At 57.0% G+C, this 12,813-nt stretch carries 11 protein-coding genes; 7 read left to right on the top strand and 4 right to left on the bottom strand.

The features are described 5' to 3' along the window. Positions 1-51: 51 nt before the first annotated feature. From eptB to M8013_RS06605, 3 genes are all read right to left on the bottom strand, one after another. On the bottom strand, positions 52-1,743 hold the full coding sequence (eptB, locus tag M8013_RS06615; RefSeq protein WP_271267007.1) for a kdo(2)-lipid A phosphoethanolamine 7''-transferase: 1,692 nt from the start codon (positions 1,741-1,743) through the stop codon (positions 52-54). Positions 1,744-2,003: 260 nt separating this feature from the next. Then, entirely contained in the window at positions 2,004-3,206 is a 1,203-nt protein-coding gene (locus M8013_RS06610; RefSeq protein ID WP_271267006.1) for an L-lactate MFS transporter, read from the bottom strand. Positions 3,207-3,440: 234 nt separating this feature from the next. Then, positions 3,441-4,145 (bottom strand): autotransporter domain-containing protein, encoded by a 705-nt coding sequence (locus M8013_RS06605; protein WP_271267005.1) that lies wholly within the window; start codon positions 4,143-4,145, stop codon positions 3,441-3,443. Positions 4,146-4,323: 178 nt separating this feature from the next. Here M8013_RS06605 and tag point away from each other — a divergent pair, with 178 nt between their 5' ends. Next, positions 4,324-4,905 carry a DNA-3-methyladenine glycosylase I gene (gene tag, locus M8013_RS06600; RefSeq protein WP_271267004.1) on the top strand — a complete coding sequence of 194 codons (582 nt, stop codon included), beginning with the start codon at positions 4,324-4,326 and terminating at the stop codon, positions 4,903-4,905. Then, positions 4,883-5,329 carry an N-acetyltransferase gene (locus M8013_RS06595; protein WP_271267003.1) on the top strand — a complete coding sequence of 149 codons (447 nt, stop codon included), beginning with the start codon at positions 4,883-4,885 and terminating at the stop codon, positions 5,327-5,329. The genes tag and M8013_RS06595 overlap by 23 nt, the downstream gene beginning before the upstream one ends. Here M8013_RS06595 and M8013_RS06590 read toward each other — a convergent pair. Beyond that, positions 5,292-7,619, bottom strand: a complete 2,328-nt coding sequence (locus M8013_RS06590; protein ID WP_271267002.1) for a molybdopterin guanine dinucleotide-containing S/N-oxide reductase — start codon at positions 7,617-7,619, stop codon at positions 5,292-5,294. The two genes, M8013_RS06595 and M8013_RS06590, sit on opposite strands and share 38 nt — an antisense overlap. Positions 7,620-7,785: 166 nt before the next feature. Here M8013_RS06590 and M8013_RS06585 point away from each other — a divergent pair, with 166 nt between their 5' ends. The 5 genes from M8013_RS06585 to M8013_RS06565 all read left to right on the top strand — a co-directional run bounded on the left by M8013_RS06585 (position 7,786) and on the right by M8013_RS06565 (position 12,789). Continuing rightward, on the top strand, positions 7,786-8,448 hold the full coding sequence (locus M8013_RS06585) for an OmpA family lipoprotein (protein WP_271267001.1): 663 nt from the start codon (positions 7,786-7,788) through the stop codon (positions 8,446-8,448). Between the two features lie 157 nt (positions 8,449-8,605). Beyond that, positions 8,606-9,622 (top strand): LacI family DNA-binding transcriptional regulator, encoded by a 1,017-nt coding sequence (locus M8013_RS06580; RefSeq protein WP_271267000.1) that lies wholly within the window; start codon positions 8,606-8,608, stop codon positions 9,620-9,622. A gap of 103 nt (positions 9,623-9,725) precedes the next feature. Continuing rightward, the gene (locus M8013_RS06575; RefSeq protein WP_271266999.1) at positions 9,726-10,475 is read left to right on the top strand and encodes a sugar phosphate isomerase/epimerase family protein; all 750 of its coding nucleotides are present in this window, start codon (positions 9,726-9,728) and stop codon (positions 10,473-10,475) included. 4 nt (positions 10,476-10,479) lie between these two features. Continuing rightward, the gene (locus tag M8013_RS06570) at positions 10,480-11,421 is read left to right on the top strand and encodes a sugar kinase (protein WP_271266998.1); all 942 of its coding nucleotides are present in this window, start codon (positions 10,480-10,482) and stop codon (positions 11,419-11,421) included. Between the two features lie 87 nt (positions 11,422-11,508). Further along, positions 11,509-12,789: an MFS transporter gene (locus M8013_RS06565; protein WP_271266997.1), complete on the top strand. Its 1,281-nt coding sequence runs from the start codon at positions 11,509-11,511 to the stop codon at positions 12,787-12,789. Positions 12,790-12,813: the final 24 nt, after the last annotated feature.

The following is a 12,813-nucleotide window of genomic DNA, read 5'->3' as shown; positions in this document are numbered from 1 at the left end:
AATCCCTTATTCTAAAAAAGCCATTCGATTGGCGATAAAGTCGCCAGACCGTCAGAATGCAGGCTTCGCCGCGCCGTCAGGAACCTTACACCAGTTGTTATTCTCGTTAATTCCACCGTCTGGTGAAGTGTAACCGAGGCAACCCAGAATGGTGTCGTAAAGCTCCACATGGCGACGCGCAACCTTCATCTCCGCCTGCTGCTTGAGCTGAGCGAACATTTGGGCTTTATCCGGGTTCTCCAGATACTTATCCGACATCCACACCATCATCGGCACGCGGAACTGCTCCGGTGGTGCCATCTTACGCGGGGTGCCGTGCAGATGCTCTTTCTCGTTAATCGACTCACCGTGGTCGGCAGCGTAGAAGACAATCGCCTTCTTATCGCGCACCTGATCAATCACGCTATCGATAAAGTGATCCACATAGGTCACCGAGTTGTCATAGGAGTTGATCATCTCCTCTTTGGTGCAGGCTTTATCCACACCCTTACACTCCGGCGTCCACTTCGCAAAGCTACGCGGATACCGCTGGGTGTAGTTGTAATGCGACCCTTTGGTATGCAGGATGATCATGTGCTTGCCTTTCTGGTTATCCTGCAGCGAACGCTGCATCTCTTCGACCAGCAGCATGTCGTCTACGCTCTTACCGCGGTTGCGCGGCTCAGCGCCAATTTGCTCACGATAGGCAATGTTGTTGGCCATCGTGTTGCTGTAGAACCATATCTCGCTTTGCATCGCGTAGAGGTCAGTGCTGAAGCCAAGCTGGCGCAGTACCGAGAAGACGTTTTGCTCCTTAAGCGTCCGCTGCGGATTATCGCTTGCCCCACCCTCGCGCACGAACATACAGCGTAACGAGAGCTTGGTAGCGGTATCGCACGAGTACCCGCGGAAAGCGACCAGGTTTTTCTCCTGCGCCAGCTTCGGCGTGGTATCGCGCCCGTAGCCCAGCATGCCCATATGATCCCAGCGCGTCGTTTCACCAATGATAAACACCACGTAGGTATCATCGATATCGGCAGGCGCCTGGTAGGTGAATTTTTTCGCCGGATTCATCAGCGATTTGTTATCCGATGATTCATCCACCTGCGCCCAGGCATACAGCCCCAGCGCAGAGATCCAGTTGGAAGGCAGGTACGAGTTTGCCACCACCCCACCATAGCTCGGCAGATCAACGCCGGAGCGGCGCTCAACCTGCTTCTGCTGGATATCCAGCAGCCGAATCGGGCCCCAGACCATCAATCCGGCCAGGGTGACCAGCAGCACGCTTCGGACGCGCAGCCCTGGCGTACGCAGCTGGCGCAATAGCGTATAGCGGCAGCGGTTGCTCCAGATAAAGATCAGCGGCAGCACGCTGACTGAAACCAGCCAGATAATAAAGTGCAGACCGACCACTTCTTTAGAGAGATCGATATCCGTGGTCATTACCGACGCAATAATGCCGTAGCCAATGACCACGTTCATAAAGGTCATGTAATAGCTGGCGCCCGCCGAGAACAGCACCACCAGCGTGGCGAGGACGCGCCACATGCGTCGTCCAAACAGCGACAGCAGGCGCAATAAAAAGAAGGTCACCAGCACGGTGGCAACCAGTTCGACAATCCCAGCAATCCCTTTCCAGGCGGTAAAATCTTGCGCATAACCGTCAAACCGACGGAAAAAAACCGCGACATTCATAAACAGTCCGATGTACAACGCCAGCATAAAACTGAGCTTTTGTTGCGTCATCGCTTTGATATATTTCATTAATACAACCTGGAAAAAGGGTAATAGATCCCTGTTACTTTTGGTCAAAAAGTAAACGGTGTAATACTTCGCTAAGGAATTCGTTATGAGAACAACATTGAGCGCGGTAAGTAGACCACAGCGAAAAGAAAAAGTGGCAACAGAGAATGTGATCGGCGCAAATATTTACAAAAAAACAAGTCCGATGACAGATACAGGGGGGATTCTTTACCTTTTCCAGACAGAAAAAAGGCCGGATTATCCGGCCCTTAGCGTACTAATTAAGCATGTGCTTCGCGGTATATTTCTTGTCTCGGCTGACGAATCGTCGTGGAAAGCGCCAGGGAGATAATCAGCAGCGCGAATATCACGCAGAAGGTCACATAGAAGCCGCCAAACAGGGACGCAATCAACGAACCGCAGATACTGCCGATACCGAAGCCTAAATAAATCACGCCGTAGTTTTTCGCCAGATTGTTCAGGCCGAAGAACTCGCTGACCAGCGACGGGAAGACGGTGATGGTGCCACCGAAGTTAAAGGCGACGCAGGCGATAGCAGCAAAGAAGGTCACTTCGTTCAGCGGCGCAAACAGCAGCGCGGCCATGCCCACCAGCGAGACCACCTGACCCATCGTGATAACCCGGATACGGGACATTTTATCGGACAGAATACCTAATACCAGACGACCCGAAAGGTTGGCGATGGAGATAATGGTCACCGCGTTGGCTGCGGTCGCCGCATCCAGCTTAACCAGCCCCTGGGCGATATCTTTGGCCACACCAATCACATACAAGCCACTCATGCAGGCGGTCAGGAACATCACGGCCAGCATCCAGTACTGCGGCTTACGCATTGACTCGGCCAGCGTAAAATCGTTTTCAACTACGCCATTCACCGACTGCGCCTGTTGCTGTGGCGCGTCTTTCATCAGGGTCGCACCGAACAGAATCATCACCATGACGATAGCTCCCCAGATCATAAAGGTCTTTTCGAGCCCTACCGCGGTCAGTAAATAGCTGTCGATGAACTTAAAGCCCAGGCTACCGAGGCCATAAGAGCCAATCGCAAAGGCGGAAATCAGCCCTTTGCGTTCCGGGAACCATTTAACGCAGTTTGACAGGGTCAGCAGATAGCCCGCGCCGTCTGCCAGACCGACCAGCACCCCGGCGCTCAGCCAGAGCATCATCAGATTGTTGGAATGTGCGGTCAGGAAGAAGCCCACACCCAGCAAAACACCGGAGGCCATGGTGACGCGTTTCACGCCAAAGCGTTCCTGCAATTTACCGGCGATTGACGAAGAGATGGCCAGACCCAGACTCAGCAAACCGAAGGAGAAAGCCACCTGGCTGACGGGTTCATTAAGCTTATCGGAGAGTGCGCTGTTGAACAGGCTCCAGGTATAGACCGAGCCCAGAGCAAATTGCGTCACGATGGTGCCCAAAAGAGTCAGCCAGCGGGTGCGGTTATAAGATGATGTGTTCATGGCAGTTGTCCTGCAGGAGAAAGGGGAAATTCACTGCTGACAACAATAGCGAAAACCCCGCCACGGCTGGGGTAAAACGGCATGAAATGCAGAGGGGTCGGAATGAAATGCCCAAATTCTGGAATGAATGACCTGGACTGCCGTCGATACCTGCATCAGTTAGTGGTTACTATCGATACAGGTCAGGCCATTCTTGTGGCGAAGATGTTAACAACGCTAACTAAAATCACACATTTAAAACTTTGCGCTAACGCCAAGAGTGTAAAGATAATCTTCTCCGGTGGTCATATTTTCCGCCTGCGACATTGAGGCGTACGCCGCCATATGAGGATTGATCAACATATCGGCCCCGACCGTTACATCCATCCAGTTTCCGTACTGCGTTGACGACGGTAAGCGCCCCAGTCCGGACTGCGTTTTCCACTGATTCTCACCAAACTGCTGGTTGTAACTGATTTGCGCCCATGGACGCACATCGCCCACCCGCGTATCGACACGCCAGCCGAGCGTACTGATGCTCGCATGCCATAGCGGATCAATCAGCGATTGCGTATTCACGCTATCGCCAAACTCGTTATACATATTGGGTGTCGAGCCATCATAGTGCCAGCCGGCAACTGGCCCGGTGGTAAAGCGCTGGGCAATGGGAATACTCCAGCCCACGCTCATTGCGCCCGTGGCTTCCATCGGTGACGTATCTGGCATTTTCAGCGCCAGGCCGGGCATATTCTGCGAAGAACGGATCCGCTCCTCAAGAATATCCTCGTAACGCGGTCGGTGATCGGCATCCCATGTATAACGCTCAGCCGTATTACTTTCTGTATCTGAAACGATATATTCCTGTTGCCAGGCATATGCTGTGTGGCCCGAGAGCAGGCAGGCAAATAAACTCACCATACCGGTAACGGCAGGGTGACCACTGATTTTTTTTATCATCATCAAAGCGACTCCAGGGAAGAGCCGAATTCGGCGATCTTTGTCATTGTTTAATAAAGGCCGCGTGGCACCACAAAGGTGGTTGCGTATCAGCCTGTATTAACTATTGTCTCTTTAGATGACACGTCAAGCCGGGCCGATTGATATTTTTTGAATTCACGACCTGGAAAGGAGAAAACCGATGCAACGTTGTGGATGGGTTAGCCAGGATCAGCTCTATATCGACTATCACGATACAGAGTGGGGAGTGCCAGAAACTGACGGTAAAAATCTGTTTGAGATGATCTGTCTTGAAGGCCAGCAGGCAGGATTGTCCTGGATAACCGTGCTGAAGAAACGGGAAAACTATCGCCAGGCATTCCATCAGTTCGACCCCGTTCGCGTGGCCGCGATGACGCCCGATGACGTCGACAGGTTGGTGCTGGATGCGGGTATTATTCGCCATCGCGGTAAAATCGAAGCCATTATCGGCAACGCGCGGGCTTATCTGGCGATGGAGGAAAATGGCGAGCGGTTCTGTGATTTTGTCTGGTCATTCGTTGATAACACCCCGCAGGTGACTCAGTCGGCAACCCTCTCGGGGATCCCCACCTCTACGCCTGCTTCCGACGCGCTCTCAAAAGCGCTAAAAAAACGCGGCTTTAAGTTCATCGGCACCACCATTTGCTACTCCTTTATGCAGGCCTGCGGGCTGGTCAACGATCACGTCACTACCTGCTTCTGTCATCCCGGAGGCCAGCATGATCCGCAAATGGCTCAATGACGACCTCGAGCCGCTGCTGGAACTGTGGCTGGAGAGCACCACCGTCGCCCATCCATTTATTGATGCGCGCTACTGGCAGGAGAGTGAAGCGATCGTGCGGGACGTGTACCTGCCGTCAGCAGAAACCTGGGTGTGGGAAGCGACGGGCCAGCTGCGGGGGTTTATCAGCGTGATGCAGTCCCGTTTTATCGGCGCGCTGTTTGTTGACCCGACATATGCCGGGCAAGGCATCGGGCATGCGCTGATCAACCATGTTCAGCAGCGCTACCCGTCGTTAAGCCTCGAGGTGTATCAGAAGAACAGTCGGGCGGTGAATTTCTACCATGCGCAGGGCTTTCGTATTGAAGACAGCGCCTGGCAGGAAGAGACCCACCACCCCACCTGGCTTATGAGCTGGCAGGCGGATCAAATGCCGTCAGCGTAAGCGTCGGGCCCTGATATTTTTCCAGCCACGCCAGCGCCGTATTCCCGGCGCAGCCATTCCCCAGCTTCGAGCTGGGGAGATCTTTGGTCAACACGTTAACCGCGCCGTTCTTGCAAATGCCGCCGTTGTCCGCATCCAGATCCGGCCAGGCGCCCTGGTGAATACAGATCACGCCCGGCCTTATCCCGTCGCTGACCACGGCCCCCGCCAGCACTTGTCCGCGCCCGTTCCAGACGCGCACCACATCACCATCAGCAATCCCGCGCGCGTTGGCATCACGCGGATGCAGGGTCACAGGCTCACGCCCGCCTACAGCGTACTGCTCGCGCAGGGAAGAGTAGTTGAGCTGGCTGTGCAGACGGTGTGCCGGGTGGGCGGAGAGCACCTGCAGCTGCGCCGGCTCGGCATTGCCATGCCATTCGTCCGGCTCCAGCCACATCGGGTGCGGCGGGCAATCGGCATACTGGAAGCTGGCGATGCGTTCAGAGTGAATCACGATTTTGCCGCTCTCGGTTTTCAGCGGATGATTTTGCGGGTCACGACGGAAGTCGGCGAAGCGGACAAACTGCGCATTCTGCTCGGACTCCGGCATTTCAACGATGGCGTTGTCTGCCCAGAACTGCGCGAATGGCGCCAGGGTCACACCCTGTGCTTCGCCACGCTGCCCGGCAATCTGATAGAACGTCTCCAGCCAGTCGAGGTCGGTTTTACCTTCCGTGAAGCGCTCACCGCCACCCTGCACCCAGCGTTCGCTCAGCTCGGTAAAGACGTCAAAATCATCCCGCGCCTCATCGCGCGGCGCGACCACGCGCTTCATCGGCACCATATGCTGGTTGCTGTAATCCCCGGTCATGGTCATGTCGTTACGTTCAAACGAGGTGGTCGCAGGCAGCACGATATCGGCATGCTTGGCCGCCGCAGTCCAGAAGCACTCGGAGATCACCACCAGCTCCGGTTTTTGCCAGGCGCGGATCAGACGGTTGGTGTCCTGATGATGGGTAAAGTTGGCACCGCCCGCCCACCAGACAAAGCGAATATCAGGGAAGTGACGATCCATGCCGTTGTGCTGGTAAAATCCGCCCGGGTTTTCCAGCGCCTCGACGATGCGGGCAACCGGGATTTTCTCAACCGCGTCAGTTCCGCCCTGTACCGAGCCCTGCATCGAGGCCAGCACCGCCGCCCTGCGGGTTGGGTTGCCGCCGTTGGCAAAGTGATACGACAGACCAAAGCCGCCGCCCGGGGTGCCAATCTGCCCGAGCATTGCCGCCAGCGTGACCAGCATCCAGTGTTTTTGCTCGCCAAACTGCTGGCGCTGCATACCCCACCCGGACATCAGCATGGTGTTATTTTCGTGGAATAAGCCCGCCAGTTCGCGAATTTTAGCCGCCTCAACGCCGCAGATCGCCGCCGCCCACTCCGCCGTTTTGGCGATCCCGTCCGATACCCCGCTCAGGTAGTCAGCAAACAGGGCATAGCCGCTGGTACAGCGTGCGAGGAAGTCGTCATCCTGCCAGCCGTTTTCGACCAGCGTATGGGCAATACCGAGCATCAGCGCCACGTCCGTCCCCATATGCGGGGCGATCCATTCAGCGCTGTCGCCGAGAAAATCCATCGTTTCAGAGCGCATCGGGTCGATGCAAATCAGGCGCTTGCCGCTTTTGCGCAGCGCCTCGAAGTACGCAATGCCCTGCTCATCGCTGGCATTCCATGCAATTTTAAGCGTGTTGAGCGGGTTGGCGCTCCACAGCACCACCACATCACTGTGCTCCAGCACCAGCGGCCAGCTGGTCTGCTGCTGATAAACCTCATTGCCGCCAACCACATACGGCATGATGGCCTGCGCCGCGCCGGTGGAGTAATCCCCCAGATGACCGGTATAGCCGCCCGCCAGGCTCATATAACGCTGAAGCAGCGTCGCCGCCTTGTGCAATACGCCATTCGAACGCCAGCCGTAAGATCCGGCAAAAATTGATGCCGGGCCATGGCTGTCGCGGATGCGTCGGTGCTGGGCATCGATCAGCGTCAACGCCTGATCCCAACTCACGCGCACAAACTCATCCTGTCCGCGGACGCCCTGCGGAGACGCTGGCGAGGCGAGAAAGCCCTTACGCACCATCGGCCAGCGCACACGGGTTTTGCTGTGGACCTGATCGCGCACCACGGTTTGCAGCGAGTTCGGATGCTGGGTGGGCAATGCCCCGCGGGAAGACAACACTGCGTCGCCGTCCGTCTCGACCAGCATCGGCCCCCAGTGGGCAGCGGTCAGAATCGTTTTTGTTGAGGTGGTCACGGCGTGCGCTCCTGGTTATTCGTTGCAGGTTTCATAGCCTTCTTCGAGGCTATTGATGATTTGATACATATTTCAGAGTTATCCCTGAAATTTTCTTCATAACTGCGCGTCATAATCAACTGCCACGCCCGTCGTGGCAAAGAATAAAAAAGCTTAAGGAAAGAAGATGAAAAAAAGCGTACTTATGATTGCCGCTGTTGTGAGCGGCGCACTGGTTGTTTCAGGCTGCACCACCAACCCTTACACCGGCGAACGTGAAGCGGGTAAATCGGGCATTGGCGCGGGCATCGGCTCGCTGGTAGGCGCAGGCGTTGGCGCCCTCTCCTCCTCGAAGAAAGATCGCGGCAAAGGTGCCCTGATTGGTGCAGCAGCCGGTGCCGCGCTGGGCGGCGGGGCCGGTTATTACATGGACGTGCAGGAAGCGAAGCTGCGCGAAAAAATGCAGGGCACCGGCGTTAGCGTCACCCGCAGCGGCGATAACATCATCCTCAACATGCCGAATAACGTCACCTTCGACAGCAACAGCTCAACCCTGAAACCGGCTGGCGCGAACACGCTGACCGGCGTGGCGATGGTGCTCAAGGAGTACGGTAAAACTGCGGTCAACGTGCTGGGCTATACCGACAGCACCGGCAGCCAGGATCTGAACATGCGTCTGTCCCAGCAGCGCGCCGACGCGGTTGCCAGCTCGCTGATCACTCAGGGCGTAGCAGCACCTCGCATCCGCGCCAGCGGAATGGGCCCGGCGAACCCGATCGCCAGCAACAGCACGGCAGAAGGCAAGGCGCAGAACCGCCGCGTCGAAATCACGCTCAGCCCAACGCAGTAGGTAAATGCAAAACGGCAATCCGGTTGCCGTTTTTAGTTTTTGCCCCCTCTCCCTGTGGGAGAGGGCATCAGGCCGCACGCACCCCAGGACAGGTAAGCATAGCGCCACCGGGCGTTTTCGCGCTAAGGTGTGCGCACCTCAGGCAAGGAAACCCACGATGAGCAAATCAACACGGCCCACCATCAGCGATGTGGCGAAAGCCGCGAAAACCGGTAAAACCAGCATTTCCCGCTATCTCAACGGCGAAAAACATCTGCTGTCCGACGCGCTGCTGGCCCGTATTGAACACGCCATCGCCGAACTCGACTATCGCCCAAGCCTGATGGCCCGTGGTCTGAAACATGGCAAAACGCGCCTGATTGGCCTGATCATCGCCGATATCACCAATCCCTACTCGGTTAACGTCCTTAGCGGCATCGAAGCCGCATGCCGGGAAAAAGGGTTTACGCCGCTGGTGTGTAATACCAACAACGAACTCGACCAGGAGCTGCACTACCTTGATCTGCTGCGCAGCTATCAGGTGGAAGGCATTGTGGTCAACGCCGTCGGCATGCGTGAAGAGGGGCTTAACCGCCTGCAACAGTCTGCATTACCCATGGTGCTGATTGATCGAAAAATCCCGGATTTTGCCTGCGATGTGGTCGGGCTGGATAACACCCAGGCGGCCACCACCGCCACCGAGCACCTGATTGAACAAGGGTTTGAAGCGATCCTGTTCATTAGCGAGCCGCTGGGGATGGTCAACACCCGCCGCGAACGACTGAGCGCGTTTCGTTCCACCCTGGCGCGCTATACCGGCGTGGTCGCCGAAAACGTCGAAATCCCACTGCATGAAGCGGACCTGCTGGACAATGCCCTGCGCCAGTTCCATACCCGCCATCGCGGCATGCGCAAAGCGGTGATCTCCGCCAACGGCGCATTAACGCTCCAGGTGGCCCGTTCGCTCAAGCGCATCGGCCTGCACTGGGGCAGCGACATCGGCCTGCTGGGCTTTGATGAGCTGGAGTGGGCAGAGCTGGCCGGCGTGGGCATTACCACCCTCAAACAACCTACCTGGCAGATTGGTTTTGCCGCCGTCGAACAGGTGGTGCGCCGGATCAATGGTGCCGATGACGCCGTTCGTGAGCATGTTTTCTCCGGCGAGCTGATCGTCCGCGGTTCTACTGCCCGATAAACGCCCCTTCGTGATGGCGATCATAAATCCAGCATCCTGAACTTTTCTTTGGAACCGGTTCCATCTAGCGTAAAGCGTATCAGCTACGTAATGGAGCCCAACCATGGCCAGAAAAATCATTGTCGTCACCGCCGCGTATGGCGCAGAAAACGTGCGGGAAGCCGGCGGCCAGCGCGCCATGCTGCCGGTGATCGCCGGTGCGGGTGCCGACGGCGTCGAAATCCGCCGGGAATTATTCACCGGGGACGAACTGGACGCCTTACCCACTCTCGCCCAGTCCATCGAACTGCTGGGCCTGCTGGCCTGCTACTCCGCCCCCGACGCGCTGTTCACTGAGGACGGCAAACTCAACCCTCTGCTGCCCCGCTACCTTGCCGAAGCGGCGACGCTAAATGCTCTGTGGTTGAAAGTGTCCCTGGGTCATTTCAGCGATAAGCAGCAGCTTGATGCCTTGCGCGCACTGCTCGACGAAAGCGGCATGACGCTGGTGGTTGAAAACGACCAGACGCGCTGTGGCCAGCTGGCCCCCATGCAGCGCTTTAAGGCTGCCTGCCGGGTTATGAACCTGCCCGTCACCCTGACCTTTGATATGGGCAACTGGCTGTGGGTCGGCGAATCCCCGGAAGAGGCTGCGCGCCATCTGGCACCTGCCGTGAGCTATATCCACGTCAAAGCCGCCGTCCCCCATCTGCAGCAGTATCGCGCCGTACCGCCGGATAACGACGACCGGCGCTGGCAGGATCTGCTGGACCAGCTCCCTGCCGATGCCCCGCGTGGCATTGAGTTTCCGCTGGAAGGGCCCGATCTGACGGCGGTCACCCGCCACTACGTTAATTTACTGCGCGAGGAGTAACCCTATGCCGCACGCTCTGGATGTCATCACCATTGGCGAAGCGATGGCCATGTTTGTCGCCACCCGCCCCGGCGAGCTCAGCGATGTCGATCATTTTATCAAACGCGTGGCCGGTGCCGAACTGAACGTCGCCACCGGACTGGCGCGACTTGGCCTGAAGGTCGGCTGGGTCAGCCGCGTCGGGACCGACAGCTTCGGCCAGTTTGTGCTCGACTCATTGAAAAAGGAGGGCATTGATGCCTCTGGGGTTACCCTCGATGGCCGTTACGCCACCGGTTTTCAGCTCAAATCTAAAGTCGAAGATGGAACCGATCCCATTGTCGAATACTTCCGTAAAGGCTCCGCCGCCAGCCATCTGTCGGAGGAGGATTTCACGCCAGGCTGGTTTATGGCAGCGCGACACCTGCATCTGAGCGGCGTCGCCGCAGCATTGTCCGCCAGCTCCTATGCTCTGCTCGATCGCGCAGCCGGGGCCATGAAAGCCGCAGGCAAGACGATTTCGTTCGACCCGAACCTGCGTCCGGTGTTGTGGAAAAGCGAAGCGGAAATGGTGGAAAAGCTGAACCACCTCGCCTTCCAGGCTGACTGGGTATTACCTGGCGTCAAAGAGGGCATCATCCTGACCGGGGAAAACACACCGGAAGGGATTGCCGATTTTTACCTGAACCGGGGCGTGAAGGCCGTGATCCTGAAAACCGGTGCTGACGGTGCCTGGTATAAAACGGCCACAGGCGAGCAAGGTGCTGTCTCCGCGGTGAAGGTCGAGAACGTCGTCGATACGGTCGGTGCGGGGGATGGCTTTGCCGTGGGCGTGATCAGCGCCCTGCTGGAGGGAAAAACCCTGCCGCAGGCCATCTCGCGTGGCAATACCATCGGCGCGCTGGCCATTCAGGTGCAGGGCGACAGCGAAGGTTTGCCTACGCGAGCACAGCTGGAAGCAAGGTGAACCCTGCTTCCCCTGAAAGCTAACAATTAAGCCACTCTGTACCCTACAGACAGCAGCGGTGACTCCCTCAACCACAGAGGCAAGCCTATGAAAAGCTCAACAAACGCAGTAAAACGCTGGTGGTACATCATGCCCGTCGTGTTTATCACGTACAGTCTGGCGTATCTCGATCGTGCAAACTTCAGTTTCGCGTCCGCCGCAGGCATCACCGAAGACCTGGGGATCACCAAAGGCGTCTCCTCGCTGCTGGGTGCCCTGTTCTTCCTCGGCTACTTCTTTTTCCAGATCCCCGGTGCTATCTACGCTGAACGCCGTAGCGTACGCAAACTGATCTTCATCTGCCTGATCCTCTGGGGCGGCTGTGCGTCACTCACCGGGATGGTCAATAACATCCCGGCGCTGGCGGCCATTCGCTTTATTCTTGGCGTGGTGGAAGCGGCGGTGATGCCAGCGATGCTGATCTACATCAGCAACTGGTTTACCAAATCCGAACGCTCGCGTGCCAATACCTTCCTGATCCTCGGCAACCCGGTCACCGTGCTGTGGATGTCAGTGGTCTCCGGATATTTAATCCAGTCTTTCGGCTGGCGTGAAATGTTCATTATTGAAGGGGTCCCGGCGGTTATCTGGGCGTTCTGCTGGTGGGTGCTGGTGAAGGACAAACCGGCGCAGGCCAAATGGCTGTCTGAAGATGAAAAAGCCGCGCTGCAAACGCAGCTGGATAAAGAGCAACAGGGGCTGAAAGCGGTGCGCAACTACGGTGAAGCCTTCCGTTCCCGCAACGTGGTGCTGCTGTGCATGCAGTACTTCACCTGGAGCATCGGCGTTTACGGTTTCGTGCTGTGGCTGCCGTCGATCATTCGTAGCGGCGGCGATAACCTTGGGATGGTGGAAGTGGGCTGGCTGTCGTCCGTTCCTTATCTGGCCGCCACCATCGCGATGATTGTGGCGTCGTGGGCGTCGGACAAAATGCAAAACCGCAAACTGTTCGTCTGGCCGCTGCTGTTAATTGCTGCCTGCGCCTTTATTGGTTCGTGGGCGGTGGGCACCAATAACTTCTGGGCCTCGTATACGCTGCTGGTGATCGCTGGCGCGGCGATGTACGCCCCGTATGGCCCGTTCTTCGCCATCATTCCCGAAATGCTGCCGCGTAACGTCGCGGGTGGCGCAATGGCTTTGATCAACAGCATGGGCGCACTGGGCTCGTTCTTTGGTTCGTGGTTCGTCGGGTATCTGAACGGCGCAACCGGCAGCCCGTCGGCATCGTACATCTTTATGGGGGTGGCGCTTTTCGCCTCAGTGTGGCTTACTCTGATTGTTAAGCCTGCTAATAATCAGACCATTCCCGTCGGCGCACGCCACGCCTGAACCCTTTAAAAATCAACGGAGATT

It is taken from the genome of Silvania confinis, from assembly GCF_025564085.1.
GTDB lineage: Bacteria > Pseudomonadota > Gammaproteobacteria > Enterobacterales > Enterobacteriaceae > Enterobacter > Enterobacter confinis.
Note: the sequence above shows the minus strand (reverse complement) of the source record. Positions and strands in the feature narration are given on the sequence as shown.